Origin of the sequence: Vagococcus sp. CY52-2, assembly GCF_022655055.1 — a bacterium.
Taxonomy (GTDB): domain Bacteria; phylum Bacillota; class Bacilli; order Lactobacillales; family Vagococcaceae; genus Vagococcus.
Genome location: NZ_CP093384.1, coordinates 1,715,297 through 1,740,841, shown reverse-complemented (window position 1 = coordinate 1,740,841; position 25,545 = coordinate 1,715,297). Strand labels below are relative to the sequence as shown.

18 protein-coding genes and 2 pseudogenes are annotated in these 25,545 nt (G+C 34.5%); 15 read left to right on the top strand and 5 right to left on the bottom strand.

Annotated features, from left to right (window positions below; translation table 11 throughout):
- The 7 genes from MN187_RS08385 to MN187_RS08355 are packed head-to-tail and all read left to right on the top strand — an operon-like array spanning nucleotide 1 to nucleotide 5,665.
- Nucleotides 1–1,851, top strand: a complete 1,851-nt coding sequence (locus MN187_RS08385) for a BglG family transcription antiterminator (RefSeq protein WP_242093824.1) — start codon at nucleotides 1–3, stop codon at nucleotides 1,849–1,851.
- Complete coding sequence (locus MN187_RS08380; protein WP_242093821.1) at nucleotides 1,852–2,334, top strand: transcriptional regulator GutM; 483 nt, start codon at nucleotides 1,852–1,854, stop codon at nucleotides 2,332–2,334.
- Between the two features lie 2 nt (nucleotides 2,335–2,336).
- Nucleotides 2,337–2,891: a PTS glucitol/sorbitol transporter subunit IIC gene (gene srlA / locus MN187_RS08375; protein ID WP_125957396.1), complete on the top strand. Its 555-nt coding sequence runs from the start codon at nucleotides 2,337–2,339 to the stop codon at nucleotides 2,889–2,891.
- A gap of 17 nt (nucleotides 2,892–2,908) precedes the next feature.
- A complete protein-coding gene (gene srlE, locus MN187_RS08370) occupies nucleotides 2,909–3,907 on the top strand; it encodes a PTS glucitol/sorbitol transporter subunit IIB (RefSeq protein WP_242093819.1) in 999 nt (332 codons plus the stop codon).
- 30 nt (nucleotides 3,908–3,937) lie between these two features.
- A complete protein-coding gene (locus MN187_RS08365; RefSeq protein WP_242093817.1) occupies nucleotides 3,938–4,297 on the top strand; it encodes a PTS glucitol/sorbitol transporter subunit IIA in 360 nt (119 codons plus the stop codon).
- 16 nt (nucleotides 4,298–4,313) lie between these two features.
- Nucleotides 4,314–4,985, top strand: coding sequence for a fructose-6-phosphate aldolase (locus MN187_RS08360; RefSeq protein WP_242093815.1), 672 nt, complete (start codon nucleotides 4,314–4,316; stop codon nucleotides 4,983–4,985).
- Between the two features lie 17 nt (nucleotides 4,986–5,002).
- On the top strand, nucleotides 5,003–5,665 hold the full coding sequence (locus tag MN187_RS08355) for an HAD family hydrolase (RefSeq protein WP_242093813.1): 663 nt from the start codon (nucleotides 5,003–5,005) through the stop codon (nucleotides 5,663–5,665).
- 34 nt (nucleotides 5,666–5,699) lie between these two features.
- On the opposite strand, the gene MN187_RS08350 is transcribed toward MN187_RS08355, so the two are convergent.
- Complete coding sequence (locus tag MN187_RS08350) at nucleotides 5,700–6,470, bottom strand: AraC family transcriptional regulator (protein ID WP_242093811.1); 771 nt, start codon at nucleotides 6,468–6,470, stop codon at nucleotides 5,700–5,702.
- 217 nt (nucleotides 6,471–6,687) lie between these two features.
- Here MN187_RS08350 and adhE point away from each other — a divergent pair, with 217 nt between their 5' ends.
- On the top strand, nucleotides 6,688–9,273 hold the full coding sequence (gene adhE, locus MN187_RS08345) for a bifunctional acetaldehyde-CoA/alcohol dehydrogenase (RefSeq protein WP_242093809.1): 2,586 nt from the start codon (nucleotides 6,688–6,690) through the stop codon (nucleotides 9,271–9,273).
- A 56-nt stretch (nucleotides 9,274–9,329) separates the two neighbouring features.
- Here the strand turns inward: adhE and MN187_RS08340 are convergent.
- Nucleotides 9,330–10,287 (bottom strand): annotated as a pseudogene (locus MN187_RS08340) (IS30 family transposase).
- A 142-nt stretch (nucleotides 10,288–10,429) separates the two neighbouring features.
- On the opposite strand from MN187_RS08340, the pseudogene MN187_RS08335 reads away from it, so the two are divergent.
- Nucleotides 10,430–10,708: pseudogene (locus MN187_RS08335) on the top strand (family 1 glycosylhydrolase); the annotation flags it as partial.
- A 283-nt stretch (nucleotides 10,709–10,991) separates the two neighbouring features.
- Entirely contained in the window at nucleotides 10,992–12,128 is a 1,137-nt protein-coding gene (locus MN187_RS08330) for an HNH endonuclease (protein ID WP_242093806.1), read from the top strand.
- Between the two features lie 250 nt (nucleotides 12,129–12,378).
- Here MN187_RS08330 and guaA read toward each other — a convergent pair whose 3' ends face one another.
- The 3 genes from guaA to MN187_RS08315 form a co-directional block, all read right to left on the bottom strand.
- The gene (gene guaA, locus MN187_RS08325; protein WP_199500917.1) at nucleotides 12,379–13,905 is read right to left on the bottom strand and encodes a glutamine-hydrolyzing GMP synthase; all 1,527 of its coding nucleotides are present in this window, start codon (nucleotides 13,903–13,905) and stop codon (nucleotides 12,379–12,381) included.
- 61 nt (nucleotides 13,906–13,966) lie between these two features.
- Nucleotides 13,967–14,890, bottom strand: coding sequence for a type I pantothenate kinase (gene coaA, locus MN187_RS08320; protein WP_117973362.1), 924 nt, complete (start codon nucleotides 14,888–14,890; stop codon nucleotides 13,967–13,969).
- Nucleotides 14,891–14,902: 12 nt separating this feature from the next.
- Nucleotides 14,903–15,445: an acyl-CoA thioesterase gene (locus tag MN187_RS08315; RefSeq protein WP_117973361.1), complete on the bottom strand. Its 543-nt coding sequence runs from the start codon at nucleotides 15,443–15,445 to the stop codon at nucleotides 14,903–14,905.
- A 91-nt stretch (nucleotides 15,446–15,536) separates the two neighbouring features.
- Here MN187_RS08315 and MN187_RS08310 point away from each other — a divergent pair, with 91 nt between their 5' ends.
- The 5 genes from MN187_RS08310 (at nucleotide 15,537) to MN187_RS08290 (ending at nucleotide 25,542) form a co-directional block, all read left to right on the top strand.
- Nucleotides 15,537–16,100 carry an SGNH/GDSL hydrolase family protein gene (locus tag MN187_RS08310; protein WP_117973360.1) on the top strand — a complete coding sequence of 188 codons (564 nt, stop codon included), beginning with the start codon at nucleotides 15,537–15,539 and terminating at the stop codon, nucleotides 16,098–16,100.
- Between the two features lie 4 nt (nucleotides 16,101–16,104).
- Nucleotides 16,105–16,707: a class I SAM-dependent methyltransferase gene (locus MN187_RS08305; RefSeq protein WP_242093804.1), complete on the top strand. Its 603-nt coding sequence runs from the start codon at nucleotides 16,105–16,107 to the stop codon at nucleotides 16,705–16,707.
- A gap of 708 nt (nucleotides 16,708–17,415) precedes the next feature.
- Nucleotides 17,416–20,991: a DNA-directed RNA polymerase subunit beta gene (gene rpoB, locus MN187_RS08300; RefSeq protein ID WP_199500913.1), complete on the top strand. Its 3,576-nt coding sequence runs from the start codon at nucleotides 17,416–17,418 to the stop codon at nucleotides 20,989–20,991.
- A gap of 45 nt (nucleotides 20,992–21,036) precedes the next feature.
- Nucleotides 21,037–24,687: a DNA-directed RNA polymerase subunit beta' gene (rpoC, locus tag MN187_RS08295; RefSeq protein WP_256463825.1), complete on the top strand. Its 3,651-nt coding sequence runs from the start codon at nucleotides 21,037–21,039 to the stop codon at nucleotides 24,685–24,687.
- Nucleotides 24,688–24,795: 108 nt separating this feature from the next.
- A complete protein-coding gene (locus MN187_RS08290) occupies nucleotides 24,796–25,542 on the top strand; it encodes a hypothetical protein (RefSeq protein ID WP_117973356.1) in 747 nt (248 codons plus the stop codon).
- Nucleotides 25,543–25,545 lie beyond the last annotated feature (3 nt).

The following is a 25,545-nucleotide window of genomic DNA, read 5'->3' as shown; positions in this document are numbered from 1 at the left end:
TTGGCTCAGATTGATACATGGTATGACATTTTAAATGTATTGGTTTCATATGAAAAAATAAAAGAAACGGAACTAAGAGATATTGTAGGGATTAGTTTACCAACATTAAAAAAAGAAATAAATTTGTTGAATGGACAACTAGATTCAGTTGTTAAAATCAATAAAATCAATGAGTACTATTTGTTAGAAATACTAGACTATACTGCATTTGAACAAATTATGAATGGTGAGTTAAAAAAAGAAACAGATTTTAACTCTGTGAAAAAAAGAGTGGCTTATATCTTAAAACGATTAATTGAAAGTAATGAATATCTATTAATTGATGATTTAGCTGAAGAACTTGAAACGAGTCGCGGGACAGTCACAAGAGATTTAAAAGAAATAAAAAAAGTGATTGCTAAATTTAGTGTTTTTATTTCAGGAACACCAAATAAAGGGTTAAAAATTGAAGGAAATGAGTTTGATCTTCGTTTATTGTATCTGCACCATGTGTATGATTATTACCCAAGTCACTACTATATTCCTGATATATCATCGTATATGACAACCTATTCTTTGGAAAATAACATACCAACGAATAGTGTCAACACTTGGAAGAAAGTTTTGGAGATTACTCTTTGGCGTATTCACCATCATCACCAGTTGGATAAGCCGATTCCTCACTACACAAATTACCAGTGGCGTGATGAGTCATTTGATCAGTTAATTTATCAAATAGAATCATTGTATGAAATAACATTGAGTCAGTATGATATTGATTTTATTAGCTTTCCTTTAAATATCAGTAATACAGGTGCTGTTGAGAAAGTCTATATGAATGAGCCGTTTATCAGAGAAATTTTTGACCAAATGATGCGACATGTTTCTAACTTGATGAGTGTCGAGTTTGAAGAAGAAGAACTGTATACAGAGATGCGTTTTCATTTGTTGTATTTATTAAATCGCTTGATTTTTCGTATTGATAATTATGATTATTTTTACGGAGAGTTAGAGAAAAAATACCCGTTTGCTTATGAAGTAGCAAAAGTTGCCATGGAAAAGATTGAAGAAGTAATTGGTAGACAATCTTCTGAGGCAGAAATTAGTTATTTAGCTGTTTATTTTGAATTGATGATGAAAAAAAATCGTCCTCAAGATAAAAAGATTGCGATTGTTTGCAATACAGGTAAAGGAACAGCTAATTTAATGAAGCAACAAATTAATCAAGTCTTAGGTAGTCACATCAAGTTAGAAACCTATACAGAAACAGAGTATCAAGAAATAGATTTAACTCATTATTTTGCTGTATTTACAACGATTCCCTTAAAAGATATTGACGAAAAAATACCGTTAATTCGGATTACCAACTTATTCAATGATGAATGGTTGCACTCCGAATGGCGACGCGTCAATAAGATGAATCAGCTTCACTTCGAACATGTTGATTTTTCTTTTACACATATGGAAAAAGCCTCTACTTATAAAAAGCAATTGTCGCAAATGATTCAAGTACTAAGCGATAAAGGCCAAGTAGACGATCAGTTCGAGGAACGAATTATCGAGAGAGAAAACAAACAAACCACAGTATTTGGTAATGGGATTGCGTTTCCTCATGCTTTGAATAAAGGAAATCATCGAATTGTGTTTCATTTAGGGGTTTTAGGGAATAAATGCAGTGAAGATAATGATGATATACGATTTATTTTTATGGTCGGTATACCACAAGAAATGACCGGAAATGTAGAAGCGGAATTATTGCAATTATACGATAACATGTTAAGAATCACATCAGATAAAGAAAAGTCTAAAGAATTATATGAATTAAATAGTTCAGAAGAATTTTATGACTGGTTATGGAAAGAGGTTGTATAAATGAATTTCATGATAGTATTAGGCGCATTTGGTATTGGAGCGTATTTGCTTCAAATAGCATTTGGTATGAAACAAATCAAACATTTTAATGAAACATATCAACAATTAAGAAAAAAAGGTAAAGTTGCTATTGGTCGCCGAGCTGGAAAGTTTAAAGCAGGAACAATTGTTATGTTTGCTGTTTCAAGAGAAGGGGAAATCATTGAATCAGTTAAAATGCAAGGGGTTACGGTAATGGCAAAATTTAAACAAATGCCACAATTCAATGGACAATTTATCACCTCTCTTGTATTAGATCATGAGTTAGTTCAACAAGAAAACAAATTGATGAGACAAGCAATTGTCAATGCTAGAGAAATATATATTCGTGTTGAAGAAGGCAATTATGTAGAAGAAAAGCCAGTATCACCATTTGTGTTAGCTAAGATACAGGCGAATTTATTTAAAGAAAAAATTCAAATAAAATTAAAAAGAGGTGTTTAATAATGGAATATGTTACACAGTTTGCTGAAGGATTTATGGGATTGTTCCAAACAGGAGCTCAAACCTTCATTAGTTGGATGTCAGGGATTGTACCAGTTGTTTTAATGTTAATGGTGTTAATGAATACGTTAATTGCTTTTCTAGGGGAAGAACGTGTGGTCAAGGTAGCCAAAGTATCTGCTAAAAATCCATTTACTCGTTATTTATTATTACCGTTTATCTCAGCATTTATGTTAGGTAATCCAATGTCATTTACAATGGCACGTTTTTTACCTGAATACTATAAACCAAGTTATTATGCAGCACAAGCACAATTTTGCCACACAAGTAACGGTGTTTTTCCTCATATTAACCCAGGTGAATTATTCGTTTGGTTAGGGATTGCATCAGGAATTGAACAATTAGGATTAAACACAATGGAATTAGCCATTCGTTATATGTTAGTAGGGATTGTGATGAACTTCATCGGCGGTTGGGTAACTGACTACACAACAGCTTTTGTTTGTAAACAACAAGGCATTACATTAAGCAAAACAGTTGATACATTAGCAAACTAGGAAAAGAGGGATTAACGATGTCATATAAAAGTATAAAAGTAACAAAAGGTAGTGGGGGATTTGGTGGTCCACTTATTATTACACCAACTGAAGAAAAACATAAATTTATTTATATCACTGGTGGGGGAGAAAAACCTGCTATCGTCGATAAAATTGTTGAATTAACAGGTATGGAAGCAGTGAACGGTTTTAAAACATCTATTCCTGATTCTGAAATCGCTTTAGCTATTATTGATTGTGGTGGAACATTAAGATGTGGGATTTATCCTAAAAAAGATATTCCAACGATTAACATTGTTCCAACTGGAAAAAGTGGTCCATTAGCACAATATATTACGGAATCAATCTATGTTTCTGCTGTTGGTGTCAACCAAATTGAACTAGTAGATGCCAAAGAAAATGCAACGGTTACTGTTAAGGCAGAAGAGCCGAAAAAAGAATACAAATACAGCACAGATAAAAAAATCACTGAACAACGTGCTGAACAACAAAGTTTTATTGCTAAAATCGGTATGGGAGCTGGTAAAGTCGTAGCAACCTTTAACCAATCAGCTCGTGAAGGTGTTCAAACAATGATTAATACGGTGATTCCATTTATGGCATTTGTGTCATTATTAATCGGAATTATCCAAGGATCAGGTGTGGGTGATTGGTTTGCTAAAATTATGTCACCACTTGCAGGGAATGCAATTGGTTTGATGGTGATTGGATTTATTTGTTCATTACCATTCTTATCTCCATTACTTGGACCTGGTGCTGTTATCAGTCAAGTTATCGGAACATTAATTGGTGTTGAAATTGGTCGTGGAAATATTCCACCACAATTAGCATTACCTGCATTATTTGCCATTAACACACAAAATGCATGTGACTTTATTCCAGTAGGATTAGGATTAGAAGAAGCAGAAGCTGAAACAGTAGAAGTTGGTGTGCCATCAGTATTGTATTCACGATTCTTAAATGGTGTTCCTCGTGTTGTAGTAGCATGGTTAGCAAGTTTTGGATTATATCAATAAAATTTTTAAATGATTAGGGAGATTTTTTAAATGGAAAAAGTATTTGAAACAAACGTAATTAACATTGGTAGCGAAGCAGAAATGTTTAAATCAGAAAACATGATTATCTTATTTGGTGAAAATGCCCCAAGTACATTATCAGATTATTGCTTTAACATTGAAGTAAAAAACATCGAAAAAGATATTGAAAAAGGTATGACAGTGAGTTTTGATGACAATACTTATGCCATTACAGCTGTAGGAGATGTTGTGAAAAAAAATCTCTCAGATTTAGGTCATATCACCATCAAATTTGATGGATCAACAGAAGCGGAATTACCGGGAACACTTTATGTTGAAGAAAAAGAATTACCAATGATTAGTATTGGCACAATTATTTCAATTCAATAAAAAAGGTGGTTATTAAATGGAATTTTTATTAGATACAATTAATCTTGAAACCATTCGTTTGTATAATGATTGTTTAGAAATTGATGGGGTAACATCCAATCCATCTATTGTTAAAAAGGAAGGTCGAGTAGACTTCTATCAACATATGAAAGCCATTCGACAAGTAATAGGTTTTGATAAAACGTTGCATGTTCAAGTGATAGGAAAAACATATGAAGAGATGATGACAGATGCTAAGGCATTGATTAGGGAGATTGATTCAGATATTTATATAAAAGTTCCAACAACCTTGGATGGATTAAAAGTGATGAAAGAGTTGAAAAAAATGGAAATAGGTGTGACTGCTACAGCTATTTATTCAACCTTTCAAGGAATTATGGCGATTAATGTGGGGGTGGATTATATCGCTCCTTACTATAATCGCATGGAAAATTTAGGTGTTCAATCTAGTGAAGTCTTGTTAGAATTAAGTGAGGTTATTAAAACAAGTCAATCATCAACAAAAATTTTAGCTGCTAGTTTTAAAAATGTGTTACAGGTGAATTCGGCTATTTATTCAGGCGCTCATGCTGTCACAATTGGAACAGATGTATTAGATAATGGATTGAACCTGGCATCTGTTGATCAAGCAGTCGAAGATTTTAGAGATGATTGGTTTAGTTTGTATGATAAGTATTCTATTGAGTAATCACTAGGAGGAAGACGATGACGGATAATCGATTAGTTATTTTTGATATGGATGGTGTATTGATTGATTCAGAGAAGTTTTACATGAAGAGTGAACAACGTGTGGTCGAATCTTTTGGGAAAAAAGCCAGTATCAGAGATTTTAGAAAATATTGTGGGATGACTCAGACAAACATTTGGAGTGGGATAAAATCTGATTTTGATTTATCCAAAAGTGTCGATGAGTTAAAAGTCCAAGGTAAAGAGTCTTTAGAATATCTATTTGAAACAGAACCAGTAGAGTTGATATCTGGTGTTTTAGAGATATTAAAAGGATTAAAAGAGGGGAATGTCCCTATGGCAGTTGCCTCATCAACTGGTAAAAACCTGATTTTAGAACATTTGACTCAACTAGGAATAAAAGACTATTTTTCTTTAATAAAATCAGCCGAAGAAGTGGGTGCTTCAAAGCCTAATCCTAAAATATTTTTAGAAACAGCTAAGGAATTTGGAGTGACTCCAGATAAATGCATTGTTGTAGAAGATTCAACTAATGGGATTTTAGCAGCTAAACATGCGGAGATGTATTGTCTGGCTTTTTCAAATCCTGAATATGATCCAATTGATCAATCAAAAGCTGACAAAATAATTGATGATTTTAGAGTGTTGACACCTAAATTTGTTGAAATGGTTTTAGTATAAAAAGATGGATCCCGCTTTTGGGAACCATCTTTTTTTAATTCATCATAGAGACAATAGGTCTAGTATCCCCGTAATATAATTGCCGATAGCTAATAGGTGACATGTTTGTTTTCTTTTTAAAAATACGACTAAAGTACGCAGGATCACTATACCCGACTTGATGGCTAATGTCAGCTAGTAAATCAGTGGATTCTTTTAATAATACTTTGGCTTGTTCAATACGATAGTCTGTTAAGTAATTATTGAATGTCATTCCAGTTTCTTTTTTGAAAAGATTAGAGACATAGTACTTGTTCAAATGAAGATAGTCAGCTAATTTATCTAGTGTCAGTTGATTTTGGTAATTTGTATGGATATAATCAATCATGGAATAGGTCATATCATTATTTGTCGATACTCGGTCTTTAGTTGATTTGCCCAATAAAGAAATCTGGTTTAAGGAGATAATTGCCCGATGGATAGATTCTAGGGTTTCTTGTTCGTTAAATGGAAAGGTTAAATAGTCAAGAGAACCTAATTGCACGGACTGTTTGATATGAGAAAAATTTTCTTCATGGTCGATAGTGATAAAACGACAATTTGGACGGATAGTTTGTAATTTTTTTTGTAAATCGAATGGATTAGCATCTTTTAGAGTAATATCTAAGAGAATAATTTCGGGAAAGTAGTTATTAGTCACACGGATGGCATCGTCATAAGAAGTTGAATCAGGTAGTAAAAAAACATTAATAAAATAGGTATTCACTAAATCTTTTATTTTAGCGTTAACTTTCTTGTCATTCGTAACAATCATCATATAGCACATAAATAACACTCCTTTAATAAATGGTTTCACAAACTTTCAGAGTGACACAATATAAAATGTTGTAATTATCTTTATTATACCACACGAAAATGTAATATTTATTGTGTTGATTTAAAAAATCCAAAAACATCTTAAAAAAGTCCTACCTACATCTTTGTGAAATTTAATAAACTATAAATGTAAATGAAAACGCAAACAAATGATAGGAGGAAGATTCATGGTTTCTGAAAAAAAGACAGAGAACACAATTATTACTCAAGTAGATAAGTTAGTAGTGAATGCTAAAGTTGCTTTGAAAGAGATGATGGCTTTTGACCAAGAAAAAGTCGATACTATCGTTCAAAAAATGGCAATTGCAGCGATGGATCAACATATGCCACTTGCTAAATTAGCTGTGGAAGAAACAGGCAGAGGTGTTTTTGAAGATAAAGCAATCAAAAATATGTTTGCTTCAGAAAGTATTTGGAATGACATCAAAGATGACAAAACAGTTGGTGTGATTTCTGAAGATTTACAATCTGAATTAATTGAAATTGCCGAACCAGTGGGTATTATTTGTGGTGTGACACCAACAACGAATCCAACTTCTACAACTATCTTTAAATCATTAATTGCTATTAAAACACGAAATCCAATCGTCTTTGCTTTCCATCCAAGTGCACAAAAATCATCTGCAGCAGCGGCAAAAGTTGTAAGAGATGCGGCAATAGCAGCAGGGGCTCCTGAAAATTGTATTCAATGGATTGATACACCTTCCTTAGAAGGAACAAATGCGCTAATGAATCATCCAGATGTGGCTATTGTTTTAGCAACAGGTGGTAGTGGTATGGTGAAGGTTGCTTATTCAACTGGAAAACCAGCATTAGGAGTTGGACCAGGTAACACACCAGCATACTTAGAAAAAACAGCCAACATCCGCCGTTCAGTACAAGACTTAGTATTATCAAAATCATTTGATAATGGAATGATTTGTGCGACTGAACAAGGTGTGATTGTTGATAAAGAAATTTATGATGAAGTAAAAGAAGAATTCAAACGTCATCATGTTTATTTTGTTAAATCAAGTGAATTATCACAATTAGAAGATGTGGTAATGAATGAAACAAAAACGGCTGTTAATGCAGCAATTGTGGGTAAACCAGCAACTGAAATTGCCAAATTAGCAGGTATTAAAGTTCCTGAAAAAACACAAGTATTAATTGCTGAATTAGAAGGGACAGGAGCTAAATATCCATTATCTCTTGAAAAATTATCACCTGTTTTAGCAATAGTGAAAGCAAAATCGCAAGAAGATGCCTTTGTACTATGTGAGAATATGTTAGAGTTTGGTTTAGGACATACAGCAAGTATTCATACGACTGACTTAGAAGTTGAATTAGCATTTGGTATGCGTATGAGAGCTAACCGTATCTTAGTTAATACACCAGCAGCTTTAGGTGGTATTGGAGATATCTATAACGAAATGATTCCTTCATTAACATTAGGTTGTGGATCTCAAGGTAAAAACTCAACATCTAGAAACGTTTCTGCTGTCAATTTAATTAACGTCAAAACACTAGCAAGAAGGAGAAAAAATATGCAATGGTTCAGATTACCTTCAAGAATATTCTTTGAGAAAAATTCATTACAATATCTACGCTCTATGGACAACGTTGAACGTGTATTCTTAGTATGTGACCCTGGTATGGTTAAATTAGGTTATGCAGACTTAGTAACACGTATGCTGAATAGTCGTGACAATGATGTATCCGTGAGAATCTTCTCTGAAGTTGAGCCAAATCCTTCAACCAATACTGTTTATAAAGGTACAGAACAAATTGTTGATTTCCAACCAGATACAATCATCGCACTTGGTGGAGGATCAGCGATTGATGCGGCTAAAGGTATGTGGTTATTCTATGAACATCCAGATGCAGAATTCTTTGGCGCAAAACAAAAATTCTTAGATATTCGTAAACGTATCTACAAATTCCCTAAAGCTGTTAAATCACAATTAGTCTGTATTCCAACAACATCAGGTACTGGTGCGGAAGTAACACCGTTTGCGGTTATTACAGATAGTGACACGCATGTGAAATATCCATTAGCAGATTATGCCTTAACACCAGACGTTGCGATTATTGATCCACAATTTGTAATATCCGTTCCAAAAGCAATCGCAGCAGATACTGGAATGGACGTGTTAACTCATGCGTTAGAATCATATGTATCAGTTATGGCATCAGATTATTCTCGTGGCTTAAGTATCGAAGCTATTAAATTAGTCTTTGAAAACTTAGAAACATCTGTGAAAACACAAGATTTTGATGCAAGAGAAAAAATGCATAATGCTTCGGCTTTAGCGGGAATGGCGTTTGCCAATGCTTTCTTAGGAATTTGTCACTCTATTGCTCACAAAATTGGTGGAGAGTACAATATTCCCCATGGACGTACGAATGCGATTTTATTACCACATATTGTGACATACAATGCGACAAAACCCGTAAAACATGCAACGTTCCCTAAATATGAGTACTTTAAAGCAGATGAAGATTATGCAGACATTGCACGCATTTTAGGACTCAAAGGAAACACAACACAAGAATTAGTTGATAGCTTAGTTCAAGCGATTATTGACTTAGGTAAGAGTGTGGGTATTGATATGAGTCTGAAATCACAAGGTGTAACGCAAGAAGTATTAGATTCAACAGTTGATCATATGGCAGAATTAGCCTTTGAAGATCAATGTACTACAGCGAATCCAAAAGAACCACTAGTAAGTGAATTAAAACAAATTATTATAGATGCTTACGAAGGTGTTTAAATGAATGATTGAATCCTCTGGCAAAAAGTCAGAGGATTTTTTTATATTTTCATTTGTCAAATTAAGCTAGACAAAATATCATATATTCATATAACTCAAAAAGACTTCTAACGGTATTTTATAGTGTAATGATTTTCTAGGAATATTATTTCTTCTTGAAGCAATAGAATGAATGAGTGTAACATCAACTTCATTGAAATCCATTTTCTTAGGTAATCCATCTTGATGTAGTAACCCATTAGAATGTTCGTTTAAACCTCTTTGGGAGGAGGGTCAGGATCAGCAAAATAGATATCAATATCATTCGAATTACTAATTGATTTCCAATTAGAAAATTCTTTACCACAATCAAATGTAATAGATTTAAACAAGTGCTTAGGAATTTTTTGAAACCATTCATTTAAGCAATTTTCAATATCTATGGCTTGTCTACCTGCTGGTTTCAAAGTAATAATAACTTTTGATAGTCTCTCAACTAGTGTGATAATAGCACTTTTATAATTTTTTCCAACAATCGTGTCACCTTCAAGGTGACCAAATTCATTTTTAAAGTCATCATATTTCTTATTTCGATGATGAATGGTTCTTCTAAAGGCTTGTTTCCCTTTTTTTCTTTATGTCCATTGATTTTTCTTTTACCTCTCATTGGTAAAGAAGAGACATCAAAATCGCCTCTTTTAAATAAATGATAAAGAGTACGAACAGAACAAGAAATAGGAAACTCAGTACGACCAACAACCACATCTGGGGTCCAACTTTGAACCACTTTCTTTTGGATATATTCTTTTTCGTTATCAGGTAAATAGGTAGACCGTCTATCGCAATTTTTTTATTTGTTTTGTATCGTTGATAATAATCAAGAATAGATAACCCATCGTTTAATGCGTTATAGACATTATAAATAGTCTGTCTAGATTGTTTCAATTGTTTAGCAACGAATATTACTTTCTTATTTTGATAGTAATATGATTCTATTAAAACGAGTTCGTCTGTAGTAATATGTGTATAGGTCATTTGTAATCACTTTCCTTGTTTTCTTTGGTCAGAAATACAACTCGAGTGTATCACAAAGGATTTTTTAGTTGTCTAGCTTAATTTTACAATTGGCGTATTTAAAACGAAGAATAAGCGTTGGTATCGTTTTCAAAAAAATACAGAAAATGGCTATGTAGCAGATGATTACCATATCTCTTACTTAAGAGATCATATTGAAGCAATTGGTCGAGCACTTAAAGATGGTGTGGATGTAATGGGATATACTCCGTGGGGCTGTATTGATTTAGTATCAGTATCAACAGGTGAGATGAGTAAACGTTATGGATTTATCTATGTTGACTTAGATGATGAAGGCAATGGGACACTAAATCGTTCTAAGAAAAAATCATTTGATTGGTACAAACAAGTTATTATGACAAATGGTGAGAATTTAGGTTAATAAAGTGTTATGTAAGTATAAAGGAAGAGAAAAAATTTTTTCTCTTCCTTTATTTTTTATAATTATTATATAGTGTTATATTGATTCTCTTATTTAAAAAAATTAATATTACTACTTGTTTTATGGAGTTTTAAATAAGGAAATTGTATACTGAAGTGTAGATAAAAATAGTTAGTAATTTTTCTAAGATATTATAGATTATAAAACAAATTTTAATATTTAAAACCTTAGTATAAATGTTAGAAGATTCTTGGTAGAAACTATATAGTTTGGAGATTTAAATATGAAAAACACAATACATTTTAATGAATTATCTACTGCTTCATTAATTCCTGGATTTATCTATCAAGGAGGAAACAAAGGACATGTCGGAGATGATCCCATTACTCGTCTATTAGGAGTAGGTAATTCGGGAGGAATGAGGTCGAAAGTAAATCAGGACAAAGAAATAGCATATATTGTTTTACTAAGTAACCCAGCTAATTTCCATGAATATCCCGATAAGTTTGATATTTCTAATAGTGTGTTAACTTATTATGGTGATCAAAGAGTAGCTAATAAACACTATTCAGAAACTAAGCATAAAGGTAATATAAATGTGAAAGGATTATTTGAACAGGTATATTCTGGTAACTTGATAAAAATATTCCCATGTTTTTATTTTGAAAAAATTGGTGATAAAGGTCGTAACTATAGATATATGGGGATTGCGTATCCTTTTGTTAAAAATAAAAAATTGGAAGAGGTTTGCAAAAATATAAAAATCCAATCTGGAAATGGTGTTATTGATAATTATAAATTTTTATTTACAATAGATTCGACGACAATAGTTACAAGAGAATGGTTAAACTCTTTAACCATAGGTATAGAAAATAGTCAAAAATATGCTCCAGAATCTTGGGTTAATTTTTTAGAAAGCAATGGTAGGGACTCGAATAGTGATATACGAAATGAGCTTCTTTTTGAAGATTATGTGGAAGAAACCGAATCTATATATACAACAGGCACTATCGAAAGAAAAATTAATTCGAGAGTAGGTCAGGACGTAGTAAGAAATGCAATTTTAAAAAAATTTAGAAGCTGTCAATTATGTGAAATAAATTATCCTGAACTATTGATAGCTTCTCATATTATTCCTTGGAGGGATTCTGACAAAAAAGAAATTATTACTAAATTTGGATATAATATAAGAGGAGATATTAATAATATACTTTTATTATGTGCTAACCATGATAAGTTATTTGATAAATACTTGATAAGTTTTGATGATGATGGTAATGTATTAATATCAAGTAAAATAAAAGAAGAACACTATGATTCACTAGGGATACACAAAGACATGCAAATCAAAATGAGTGATAAGCAAAAACAATTTATGAAGATACATAGAAAAATTTATTATGTTAAAAATATAATTTAAATGTAACTTTTTATCTATATGAAAGATAATAATATAATTTATTTTGATACCATCTATTAATTTAGATGGTATTTTTTATAAACAAAAACACCTACCAACTTAAGGTAAGTGTTTCAGTTTGTTCCCCAATAAATGATAAAAAGTTAATGCCATATTATGAAAATAGGTATAAATATATGACGGTTTTATTTTTATAGATGTTGATGTATAAGCTATGTGTAAGTATTTATTGTTATATAAAATAACAATTTTATTCCCACTCTACAGTTGCAGGTGGTTTACTTGTAATATCATACACGATACGGTTAACGTGATCGACTTCATTTACGATACGTACTGAGATTTTTTGTAGTAAGTCCCAATCAATACGAGCAAAGTCAGCAGTCATACCATCAATAGATGTAATCGCGCGGATACCGATAGTGTAGTCATAAGTACGACCGTCTCCCATAACCCCAACAGAACGGATACCTGGTAAAACAGTAAAGTATTGCCAAATGTCACGATCTAAACCAGCATTTGCGATTTCTTCACGTAAGATAGCGTCACTTTCACGCACGATTTCTAATTTTTCTTCAGTAATTTCGCCTAAGACACGGATTCCTAAACCAGGACCTGGGAATGGTTGACGCCATACAATTGAGTCAGGCATGCCAAGTTCAGTACCTAAGGCACGAACTTCGTCTTTAAATAATGTGTTTAATGGTTCAATTAATTTGAACGCCATATCCTCAGGAAGTCCACCAACGTTATGATGTGATTTAATCACTTCAGCTGTGTCAGTTCCACTTTCGATAACATCTGTATAAAGTGTTCCTTGAGCTAAGAATTCAATCCCATCAAGTTTTGCTGCTTCATCATCAAATAAGTAGATAAATTCATTACCGATGATTTTACGTTTTTGTTCAGGGTCAGATACACCCTTTAATTTATCCAAGAAGCGATCTTTTGCATCCACTTTAATGATATTTAAGCCAAATTTTCCACCTAAACTTTCCATTACTTGTTCTGCTTCACCTTTACGTAATAGACCATGATCAACAAAGATACAAGTTAATTGATCCCCAATCGCGCGTTGTAATAATACCCCAACAACACTTGAATCAACCCCACCTGATAAAGCAAGTAAGACTTTTTTATCGCCAACTTGTTCGCGGATTTTAGCAGTTTCAATATCGATAAAGCTATCCATTGACCAATCCCCTTTACATCCACAGATGTCAAAAGCAAATTGACGTAGCATGTCATTACCATTGATTGAATGACGAACTTCTGGATGGAACTGAACAGCATACATTTTTTTCGCATGATTTTCCATAGCGGAGATTGGGCAGTTTTCACTTGTCGCTGTAACAGTAAATCCTTCAGGAACTTCTGTCACTAAATCACCATGACTCATCCAAACTTGTTGTTCTTTTGGTAAAGAATCAAATAAAGTTGATTCAGTTGTTAAAGACAACATAGCTTTACCGTACTCACGGCTGTTAGCTTCAGATACAACGCCACCTAATTTATGTGTCATTAATTGCATACCGTAACAAATACCTAAAATAGGAATCCCTAATTCAAATATTTCTGGATCAATGTTAAAACTTCCTTCATCATAGACACTATTTGGCCCACCAGAGAAAACAATTCCCTTAGGAGCAATTTCTTTGATTTCTGCTGCAGTGATTTTGTGGCTCAATAATTCTGAGAATACACCCAATTCACGAATACGTCGCGTAATTAATTGATTGTACTGGCTACCAAAATCTAACACTATAATCTTTTCCATATCTTTAAGTTCAGATACTTTCGTCACTTACTTCACCTTTTCTTTCTATATATTAATTTTATTAAAACTTACGTAAATAAATTTCATCAATCTCGTGGTTTAGTGCTTTATGTAAAATAACATCTGCACGACTACGAGTTGGCAAAATGAACTCATTGAGGTTTTTTAGATTGACATCTTTCCACACACGACGAGCCATTGCTAATGCATCTTCACGCGGACCATTAGCATATTCATAATAATAATTAGTTTTATCATTTTTTGCAAGAACCAATAAATCTTCAAAGCGTTTTAAATACCAACTTTCAATCAGTTTTGGATCGGCATCAACATAGACTGAAAAGTCGAAGAAGTCACTGATATAAATGTGTTGGTTGGCTGGTGATTGCAAGACGTTAATCCCTTCGACTATTAAGATATCTGGCTGCGAAATTGTTTCAAATTCTCCAGGAATAATATCATAAATCTCATGAGAATAGATAGGAATTTTTAAATTATCTCCACCATTTTTAACAGCATTTAAAAAAGATAGTAATTTTTCCATGTCATAACTCTCAGGAAATCCTTTTTTATTTAAAATACCTTGTTTGGTTAGTTCATCCGTTGAATATAAAAATCCGTCTGTTGTAATCAGTTGGACATGACGTCGCTTAAAAATACGGGAGAGCATCATTTGTAACAAACGAGCTGTCGTACTTTTTCCAACAGCTACACTACCAGCAACCCCAATAATAAAGGGAGAGGAAGGTAAAAATTTTTGCATAAATAATCCTTTACTAAGATGGAGGGATTCGTACTCTTTCATATAAATATTGATTAAATGAGTTAGCGGAATATAAATATCTTGCACATCTTGTAATGAGATAGTGTCATTATAGCTTTTAATTTGTTGTAGTTCTTCATCTGTTAGAGGCGCTGTTCCATTACGATAAAAGCTTTGCCATTCATCACGAGTTAAATGATAGAAATTCGTTTTTTCATCCATAAACAGTATCCTCTACTTATTATCTTCAATCAAATTGGGTAATTGTTGAGTGATATATTGACCTAATTCTTTATTAAATGACAATTCTCTTAATCTATTTTCGCGTCTTTTTTTGTATCCTTTATGAATCATTTTTTCTTCAATAGATTCAGGTATAATCGCAGGAACGCTTGTAAATGTCTCATCCACTTTTACGACAACAAACGTCATAAAACATGTTGCAGCTAAATAGTGTTGTCCTGTGTTTAAGTCTTCGCCAGTTACTTTGACAAAAACTTCCATCGATTTTTTTCCTGTACCTGAAACATATGCTTCAACCGTTACAGCATCATTTTCATAGATTGGATGTAAAAAATCTAAACTATCTGTTGAGGCAGTCATTGTTGGAATACGGCAATGACGCGATACAGCGATAGAAGCCGTGTCGTCAATTAACGCCATCAATTTCCCTCCAAATAACGCACCAAACGAGTTAAGATCATTTGGAAAAACGCGATGTGTTTGGATAGCGTAAGACTCTTTACATTTTTTTTCGTTAGGTAATGGTACAAACACGTTAAAAACTCCTTTTTCGTGGTATGATATTATAAAGTCTAACTGATTATATCATAGATAAACGCTGAGATAAGGAAATGAGGTTTGAAAGATGAAAAAAATCATATTATTTGGTGATAGTATCACAGCTGGCTATAGAAATGGTGAAATTGATATTGTATTGAATACTAAAATTAAGCGACTACTCAATACTAAAATAGAAATTATTAATGCTGGTATTCCTGGTGATACAACTAAAGGAGCGTTAAGTCGGTTTAAAGAACATGTTATTTTTTATGAACCAGATATTGTGACCATCTTTTTTGGTGCTAATGATGCTGAAAAACGTTCAGGTATTTCATTATTACAATATGAAGAGAATTTAACTTATTTAGTGGAACAGATTGGGGCAAAAAAGGTCGTACTGATTGGCCCACCTTATGCCCATCAAATGATGTATCGTGATGAACGTCCTTTAGTTGAATTAATGCAATATAATAATGCGGCTCAACGTGTTGCGAAAACATTTAATATTCGTTATATTGATATACTAAAAGAGATGATTGTTTCAGAAGCTCCAACGCGTTTTTTAGAACCAGACGGGCTTCATTTCTCAGATGAGGGTTATGATTTGTTAGCAAAATTAATAGTAGAAACAATTAAAGAAAGAGTGTGAAAAAATGAGTGCCCATTATTATACGCATAAACCAGAAACGGCTCATGATAGAAAAACATGGACATACCCATTATTAGGTGAAACATATCAATTTGTAACGGATAGTAATGTGTTTTCAAGAAATACAGTGGACTTTGGGTCACGTCTTTTAATAGAAGCTTTTTCAGATGAAGATATCCCTAGAGGAGAAATTTTAGATGTCGGTTGTGGATATGGTCCTATTGGTTTATCTTTGGCTCATTCAACCAAACGAGTTGTTCATATGGTTGATGTGAATGAAAGAGCAATGGAATTAGCTAAGGAAAATGCTAGTTTAAATAAAATTGAAAATATTGAAGTATATGAATCAAGCGTTTATGAGAATGTAACAAAAAAAGATTTTGCAGCGATTGTAAGTAATCCACCAATACGTGCTGGAAAAAAAATTGTTCATAGTATTATTGAAGGAGCTAAGGAACATTTACAACAAAAAGGTACTTTAACGATTGTTATTCAGAAAAAACAAGGTGCACCAAGTGCAAAGAAAAAGATGGAAGAAGTCTTTGGACAAGTTGAAGTAGTGACGAGTTCGAAAGGATATTATATTTTCAAAAGTTATAAATCATAAAAATAAAACACGAACATTGAATTATAAGAAACAGTATTCAAAAACGATTAAACGAACGGTTTGCATATGCATAGGAAAAAAGTGGGATAAAAAAAGTATAGAAAATCATTATAATGAAATTGCAGTTCCGTTTAGTGATGGTTTATTATAAAACTTATTGACCTTTTATGTCTATAAGGAAGACCAAGTGTTTGGAACACTATACAAGTATGGGTAAGGGCATACAAGTTAATGGTTTAAATATAATGAAAACAAAATAACATTTAATGGCTTATCTAATGTCTGTTAAGGGGAATGCATTTAGAAAGCATATTGGAACGCCAGTCTTGAATAATTAACTCATGTAATTGTTTTTTGTAGGGGAAAAATAGTTACGGGTCAGTTTGTTATGAGGGATTGTTTTATGGGGGAGAGGCTAGAAGAAATTCTAGCTTTTTTTTATTTTATTTTTATGTTGACATTTTTACTTTTATAGGCTAAAATGGTTAGTTGCAGAAACCTTTATGTTTTAAATGTGAAAGGTGATGAAATATTGTCCATCAGCCTTTATTTTATAGGAAAACAAAGATAGATAGACCATATCGAGATATGTTCACCATCTATTTTTGGTTTTTTTTTACTTTAAAACAGATAAGTAATGAAATTGTTATATTTTTTTAACATTTGTAACATAAGGTATTTTTGAAAAAACTCAGAGGGGTGACTAATTTGGTTGGACACGTAGTGAAATACGGAAAACACCGAGAAAGACGTAGCTATTCTAGGATTAGTGAAGTACTAGAATTGCCAAACTTAATTGAAATTCAAACTGATTCTTATAAGTGGTTTTTAGATGAAGGTTTGCGCGAAATGTTTGAGGACATTATGCCAATTACAGATTTTAGTGATAAATTATCATTAGAATTTGTCGATTACGAAATGAAAGAACCAAAGTATACAGTTGAGGAAGCTCGTGCGCATGATGCTAACTACTCAGCTCCTATCCACGTAACATTACGTTTGGATAATCAAGTGACAGGAGAAATCAAGTCACAAGAAGTGTTCTTTGGAGATTTCCCGCTAATGACAGAGATGGGAACATTTATTATCAATGGTGCTGAGCGTGTAGTGGTATCACAGTTAGTAAGATCACCCGGAGTTTATTTCAATGAGAAGAAAGAAAAAAATGGACATGAGGGGTTTGGAACAACTGTTATTCCTAACCGTGGTGCATGGTTAGAACTTGAAACAGACGCGAAAAACCTTTCTTATGCTCGTATTGATAGAACAAGAAAAATTCCTTTAACAGTATTAGTTAGAGCATTAGGATTTGGTTCAGATACGACTATTACAGAAATTTTTGGTGAAAGCGAAAGTTTACAATTAACAATTGAAAAAGATATTCATAAAAATTCTAGCGATTCTCGTACGGAAGAAGCTTTAAAAGATGTTTATGAAAGACTTCGTCCAGGCGAGCCAAAGACTGCTGAAAGTTCAAGAAACTTATTGAACTCTCGTTTCTTTGATCCAAAACGTTACGACTTAGCAGCAGTTGGTCGTTACAAAGTAAATAAAAAATTAAGCCTTAAAACACGTTTGTTAAACCAAACGTTAGCTGAAACATTAGTTGATCCTGAAACTGGAGAAATCCTTGTAGAAAAAGGAACAGTTATCACGCATACAGTGATGGACGAGCTAGAAAAACATTTAGACAACGGATTAAACAACGAAACATACTATCCAAGTGAAGATGGCGTTGTCACTGAACCAATGACTGTTCAAGTTATTAAAGTTGTGTCACCAAAAGATCCTGAACGTGTTGTAAACGTGATTGGAAATGGCCAACTTGATGCAGACGTAAGAACAATTCGTCCTGCTGATATCGTGGCTACAATCAGTTATTTCTTAAACTTAATGGAAGATATTGGAAAAGTAGATGACATTGACCATTTAGGAAACCGTCGTATTCGTTCGGTTGGTGAGTTATTACAAAATCAATTCCGTATCGGGTTATCTCGTATGGAACGTGTGGTTCGTGAAAGAATGTCTATCCAAGACACCGAAACATTAACACCACAACAATTGATTAACATTCGTCCAGTTGTGGCTTCAATGAAAGAATTCTTTGGTTCTTCTCAGTTATCACAATTCATGGATCAAACTAATCCATTAGGTGAGTTGACGCATAAACGTCGTCTATCAGCTTTAGGACCTGGTGGTTTAACACGTGACCGTGCTGGATATGAAGTTCGTGACGTGCATTACTCACATTATGGTCGTATGTGTCCGATTGAAACGCCTGAGGGACCAAACATTGGGTTAATCAATAGTTTATCAAGTTATGCGAAAGTAAATAAATACGGCTTCATCGAAACACCATATCGTCGTGTTGACCGTGAAACGAAACGTGTTACAGAACATATTGATTACTTAACAGCTGACGAGGAAGACCATTACATGGTAGCGCAAGCGAACTCTCCATTAAATGAAGATGGTACATTTGCTGAAGATGTTGTAATGGCCCGTATTCAAAGTGAAAACTTGGAAGTTTCAGTAGATAAAGTGGACTACATGGACGTTTCACCTAAACAAGTAGTTGCAGTAGCGACAGCATGCATTCCTTTCTTGGAAAACGATGACTCTAACCGTGCGCTTATGGGAGCGAACATGCAACGTCAGGCAGTACCTTTGATTCAACCACGTTCTCCACTTGTTGGAACAGGTATGGAATACAAAGCTGCCCATGACTCAGGAGCAGCACTTCTATGTAAACATGATGGTGTCGTTGAGTACGTTGATGCACGTGAAGTACGTGTTCGTCGTAATGACGGTGCTTTAGATAAATATAATGTGATTAAATTCCACCGTTCAAATGCTGGTACAAGTTATAACCAACGCCCAATTGTTAGAAAAGGTGAAATCGTTGAAAGAGGCGATACATTAGCTGACGGTTCTTCTATGGAAGAAGGGGAAATGGCGTTAGGACAAAATGTTTTAGTAGCTTTCATGACTTGGGAAGGTTACAACTATGAAGATGCGATTATTATGAGTCGCCGATTAGTTAAAGATGATGTGTACACATCCATTCATATTGAAGAATATGAATCAGAAGCACGTGACACAAAATTAGGACCTGAAGAAATTACTCGTGAGTTACCAAACGTTGGGGAAGATGCACTTAAAAACTTAGACGAAATGGGTATTATCCGTATCGGTGCTGAAGTAAAAGATGGTGATCTGCTTGTTGGTAAAGTCACTCCTAAAGGGGTAACAGAATTATCAGCAGAAGAGCGTCTGTTACATGCAATCTTCGGAGAAAAAGCTCGTGAAGTTCGTGATACATCTCTACGTGTTCCACATGGTGGGGGCGGTATTGTTCATGATGTTAAAATCTTTACTCGTGAAGGCGGAGATGAGTTATCTCCAGGGGTTAACATGTTAGTTCGTGTGTACATCGTTCAAAAACGTAAAATTCATGAAGGGGATAAAATGGCTGGTCGTCATGGTAATAAAGGGGTAGTATCTCGTATTATGCCAGAAGAAGATATGCCATTCTTACCAGATGGGACACCAGTTGATATCATGTTAAACCCATTAGGGGTACCTTCTCGTATGAACATTGGACAAGTATTAGAGTTGCATTTAGGTATGGCAGCTCGCTCATTAAACATCCATGTTGCAACACCGGTATTTGATGGGGCAAATGAAGAAGATGTATGGAGTACTGTTGAAGAAGCAGGACTTGCTCGCGACGCTAAGACTGTTCTTTATGATGGACGTACAGGTGAACCATTCGATAACCGTATTTCTGTAGGTGTAATGTACATGCTGAAACTTGCTCACATGGTTGATGATAAGTTACATGCTCGTTCTATTGGACCTTACTCACTAGTTACACAACAACCACTTGGTGGTAAAGCACAATTTGGTGGACAACGTTTTGGAGAGATGGAAGTTTGGGCTCTTGAAGCATACGGAGCTGCTTACACTTTACAAGAAATCTTGACTTATAAATCAGATGACGTTGTAGGTCGTGTGAAAACTTACGAATCTATCGTTAAAGGTGAACCAATTCAAAAACCAGGTGTTCCTGAATCATTCCGCGTACTTGTTAAAGAGTTACAAGCTTTAGGATTAGACATGCGAGTATTAGATGCAGACGATCAAGAGATTGAATTACGTGATATGGATGATGAGGACGATGATTTGATTACTGTTGATGCCTTAGCAAAATATGCGAAAGAGCAAGAAGAAAAAGCATTAGCAGAAAAATCGTTGAAAGATGCACAAGAAAACCAAGAATAATCCAGCTGAATTATTCTGACAGACAAAGAAACGGAGGGACATCTTTTGATCGATGTAAATAAATTTGAAAGTATGCAAATTGGACTAGCTTCTTCTGAAAAAATTAGAAGCTGGTCATATGGTGAAGTGAAAAAACCAGAGACAATAAACTACCGTACTTTAAAACCAGAACGTGATGGTCTTTTCTGCGAGCGTATTTTCGGTCCTACTAAGGACTGGGAATGTGCTTGTGGTAAATATAAACGTATCCGTTATAAGGGAATCGTTTGTGACCGCTGTGGGGTTGAGGTAACACGTTCTAAAGTTCGTCGTGAACGTATGGGTCATATCGAACTTGCAGCTCCAGTAACACATATTTGGTATTTTAAAGGGATTCCTAGTCGTATGGGTCTTGTATTAGATATGAGTCCTAGAGCGCTAGAAGAAATCATTTATTTTGCTTCTTATGTGGTAACAGATCCAGGTGACACTAACTTAGAATTAAAACAACTCCTAACTGAACGTGAATACCGTGAAAAACGTCAGCAATATGGCCAAGCATTTAAAGCTGGTATGGGTGCTGAAGCAATCAAGCGTTTATTAGAACAAGTTGATTTAGAAAAAGAAGTCGCTGAATTAAAAGAAGAATTGAAAAAAGCGTCTGGACAAAAAAGAACGCGTGCTATTCGTCGTTTAGATATCTTAGAAGCATTCCGTACATCAGGAAATGATCCTGACTGGATGGTAATGGATGTTGTACCAATTATCCCGCCAGATTTACGCCCGATGGTTCAATTAGAAGGTGGACGTTTTGCAACAAGTGATTTGAACGACTTATACCGTCGTGTCATTAACCGTAATAACCGTTTGAAACGTTTATTAGACTTAAATGCACCAGGAATTATCGTTCAAAATGAAAAACGTATGCTTCAAGAAGCGGTAGATGCGTTGATCGATAATGGTCGTCGAGGCCGTCCAGTTACTGGACCAGGTAACCGTCCACTTAAATCGTTATCTCATATGTTGAAAGGGAAACAAGGTCGTTTCCGTCAAAACTTATTAGGTAAACGTGTTGACTACTCAGGCCGTTCAGTTATCGTTGTTGGACCTTTCTTAAAAATGTATCAATGTGGGTTGCCAAAAGAAATGGCAATTGAATTATTCAAACCATTTGTGATGCATGAATTAGTTAAGCGTGAAATTGCAAGCAACATAAAAAATGCAAAACGCCAAATCGAACGTCAAGAAGACGCTGTTTGGGACGTATTAGAAGATGTTATTAAAGAACATCCTGTATTACTTAACCGAGCACCGACGCTACATAGACTTGGTATCCAAGCTTTTGAGCCAGTTTTAGTTGAAGGACGCGCAATTCGTCTTCACCCATTAGTATGTGAGGCTTACAATGCCGATTTCGATGGGGACCAAATGGCGGTTCACGTTCCATTAAATGAAGAAGCTCAAGCTGAAGCACGTATGTTAATGCTTGCTGCTCAAAACATCCTTAATCCAAAAGATGGTAAGCCAGTTGTTACACCATCTCAAGATATGGTCCTTGGTAACTACTACTTAACAATGGAAGAGTCAGGACAAATTGGTGAAGGAATGATTTTCCGTGATTTAGACGAAGTTGTTTTAGCATGGAGAAATGGTTGTGTCCACTTACATACTCGTATTGGTTTACAAACAAGCTCAATGCCTGAGAAACCATTTACAGAGTGGCAGCGTGAACGTATTTTAACAACAACTGTTGGTAAAGCAATCTTTAATGAGATTATGCCTCCAGAATTCCCTTACTTAAATGAACCAACTGATTATAACTTGACAGTTCAAACACCTGATAAATACTTTGTTGAAGCTGGATCAGACATTCCTGCATTCATCAAAGAACAACCAGAAGTTGGACCATTCAAGAAGAAAAATCTTGGTAATATTATCGCTGAAGTCTTCAAACGTTTCAAAATTACTGAAACATCTAAAATGTTAGATAGAATGAAAGACTTAGGTTACAAACATTCTACTTATGCAGGTATGACTGTAGGGATTGCCGATATCGTTGTTTTACATGAAAAACAAGCAATGATTGAAGAAGCACATGACCAAGTAGAAAAAGTAACAAAACAATTCCGTCGTGGTTTAATCACAGATGACGAGCGTTATGAACGAGTTATTGGTATTTGGAATGCAACAAAAGATGCTATTCAAGCAAAATTAATGGAAAGTTTAGATGCACGTAACCCAATCTTCATGATGAGTGATTCTGGGGCCCGTGGTAACATCTCCAACTTTACTCAGTTAGCTGGTATGCGTGGACTTATGGCCGCTCCTAATGGTCGTATCATGGAGTTACCTATCGTATCTAACTTCCGTGAAGGGTTAACCGTCTTAGAAATGTTTATCTCGACTCACGGTGCTCGTAAAGGTATGACCGATACAGCCCTTAAGACAGCCGATTCAGGTTACTTAACTCGTCGTTTAGTTGATGTGGCTCAAGATGTCATCATTCGTGAAACTGACTGTGGAACTGACCGTGGTTTAGATATTTCGGTGATGAAAGAAGGAAACGAAGTCATTGAGACTCTTGAAGAGCGTATGTTAGGTCGTTATACACGTAAATCAGTGATTCATCCTGAAACAAAAGAAGTGATTGTTGGTGCGAATGAAATCATTACAGAAGACATTGCAAAACAAATAGTTGATGCAGGTATTGAACAAATTACGATTCGTTCAGTCTTCACATGTAATACAAAACATGGTGTATGTAAACATTGTTATGGCCGTAACTTAGCGACTGGTTCTGAAGTTGAAGTTGGAGAAGCAGTTGGTACAATTGCTGCCCAATCAATCGGTGAGCCTGGTACTCAGTTAACCATGCGTACATTCCATACGGGTGGGGTTGCCGGAGACGATATTACTCAAGGTTTACCTCGTATCCAAGAGATTTTTGAAGCACGTAATCCTAAAGGACAAGCTGTTATCTCTGAAGTAGCTGGTGAAGTCATCGAAATTACAGAAGATCAAGCGGATCGTACAAAAGAAGTGATAGTAAAAGGTACAACAGATACAAGAACATATTCTGTGCCTTATACTTCTCGTATGAAAGTTGCTGAAGGTGATATTATTGACCGTGGTACTCCATTAACAGAAGGATCAATTGATCCAAAACAATTATTAACAGTTAAAGATGTATTAGCTGTTGAAAATTATCTGCTTAAAGAAGTACAAAAAGTTTATCGTATGCAAGGGGTAGAAATCGGAGATAAACACGTTGAGGTTATGGTTCGTCAAATGTTACGTAAAGTAAGAGTTATGGATCCAGGTGATTCAGATATCTTACCAGGCACACTAGTTGATATTAGTGAATTTAAAGACCGCAACTACAACACACTTGTTTCTGGTGGAACACCTGCAACTGGACGTCCAGTCTTGTTAGGTATCACTAAGGCCTCACTTGAAACAAACAGTTTCTTATCTGCTGCATCATTCCAGGAAACAACTCGTGTCTTGACAGATGCTGCAATTAGAGGTAAAAAAGACCACTTACTTGGATTGAAAGAAAATGTTATCATTGGTAAAATCATTCCAGCTGGTACTGGTATGGCGAAATACCGTAACATGGAACCAAAAGAAGTGGGTGTAGCAAGTGAAAATGTGTATAGTATCAGTGATATTGAAGCACAAATGGCCGCTGCAGAAGCGTTAAAAAATCAAGAATAAATTCTATCACTAGCATAAGTCTATTTGACTTATGCTAGTTTTTTTATCGAGTCGGTTATCATTTCGTGTTAAACTTAGTCTATCAAAATAAAAAATGAGGCGAGTATGATGAAAAAATGGGTAGCATTATTGTTATTATCTTTAGTGTTGGTTGGTTGTAGTCAAAACTCAAATAATGACGAGACGGAAATTAGTCAAACTAGTTCTAGTGAAGAAGCTAGTCAATCAACAACAAAACAAAGTTCAACGACAGAAATATCTGAACAGAGTTCAACTACATCTGAAGAGACAAACCAAAATGGTTCTGGTGAAACAACTCTATCAAAAGAGATGTTTTATCAAACTGGCGTGTTACAAAACATAAATCAGCAATTTTTAAATTGGGCAAGTGATAGAGCGAAGGTGGGCGGTATGGCTGTTACATCTGAGTTTTTTGATCACGGAGCAGCAGGTCGAGGAGATTGGTTTGCTGTAACACCAGATGGACTAGCTATGGCACAAGATCTGGAAAATCCTGGCTATGATTTTTTCCCGCTTCATGTCGTAGGTGGTGTAACATTTTATTATTCGACTAATGGTATTCTTGGAGCCACAAATGAGCGTCAACAAAGTTCATTTGCAGCTGGATTTAGTGAAGTAGCTGATACCACTAAACCAATTGTTAAGTATATTCTATGTGATAATGGTATGATTTATGAGTTAAAAAGTAATGTATCATTATCAACTGGTTTTAATGAAGCAAGCGATGAAGGAACTATTCCAAGAAGCCAAATTAATGTAAAAGAGTTTAGTTATTCAGAAGATGTGGATGCAATCAGTGAATTACAACGTATAATATCAATAGTAAATAAATAAGGA

Excerpts from the sequence above, each read along its gene's own strand:
- MN187_RS08355 (WP_242093813.1), top strand. The coding sequence starts at position 5,003 with ATGACGGATAATCGATTAGTTATTTTTGATATGGATGGTGTATTGATT.
- MN187_RS08350 (WP_242093811.1), bottom strand. The coding sequence starts at position 6,470 with ATGTGCTATATGATGATTGTTACGAATGACAAGAAAGTTAACGCTAAA.
- MN187_RS08290 (WP_117973356.1), top strand. The coding sequence starts at position 24,796 with ATGAAAAAATGGGTAGCATTATTGTTATTATCTTTAGTGTTGGTTGGT.
- MN187_RS08310 (WP_117973360.1), top strand. The coding sequence starts at position 15,537 with ATGAAAAAAATCATATTATTTGGTGATAGTATCACAGCTGGCTATAGA.
- adhE (WP_242093809.1), top strand. The coding sequence starts at position 6,688 with ATGGTTTCTGAAAAAAAGACAGAGAACACAATTATTACTCAAGTAGAT.
- MN187_RS08360 (WP_242093815.1), top strand. The coding sequence starts at position 4,314 with ATGGAATTTTTATTAGATACAATTAATCTTGAAACCATTCGTTTGTAT.
- srlE (WP_242093819.1), top strand. The coding sequence starts at position 2,909 with ATGTCATATAAAAGTATAAAAGTAACAAAAGGTAGTGGGGGATTTGGT.
- MN187_RS08330 (WP_242093806.1), top strand. The coding sequence starts at position 10,992 with ATGAAAAACACAATACATTTTAATGAATTATCTACTGCTTCATTAATT.
- coaA (WP_117973362.1), bottom strand. The coding sequence starts at position 14,890 with ATGGATGAAAAAACGAATTTCTATCATTTAACTCGTGATGAATGGCAA.
- MN187_RS08365 (WP_242093817.1), top strand. The coding sequence starts at position 3,938 with ATGGAAAAAGTATTTGAAACAAACGTAATTAACATTGGTAGCGAAGCA.
- guaA (WP_199500917.1), bottom strand. The coding sequence starts at position 13,905 with ATGGAAAAGATTATAGTGTTAGATTTTGGTAGCCAGTACAATCAATTA.
- MN187_RS08380 (WP_242093821.1), top strand. The coding sequence starts at position 1,852 with ATGAATTTCATGATAGTATTAGGCGCATTTGGTATTGGAGCGTATTTG.
- MN187_RS08305 (WP_242093804.1), top strand. The coding sequence starts at position 16,105 with ATGAGTGCCCATTATTATACGCATAAACCAGAAACGGCTCATGATAGA.
- srlA (WP_125957396.1), top strand. The coding sequence starts at position 2,337 with ATGGAATATGTTACACAGTTTGCTGAAGGATTTATGGGATTGTTCCAA.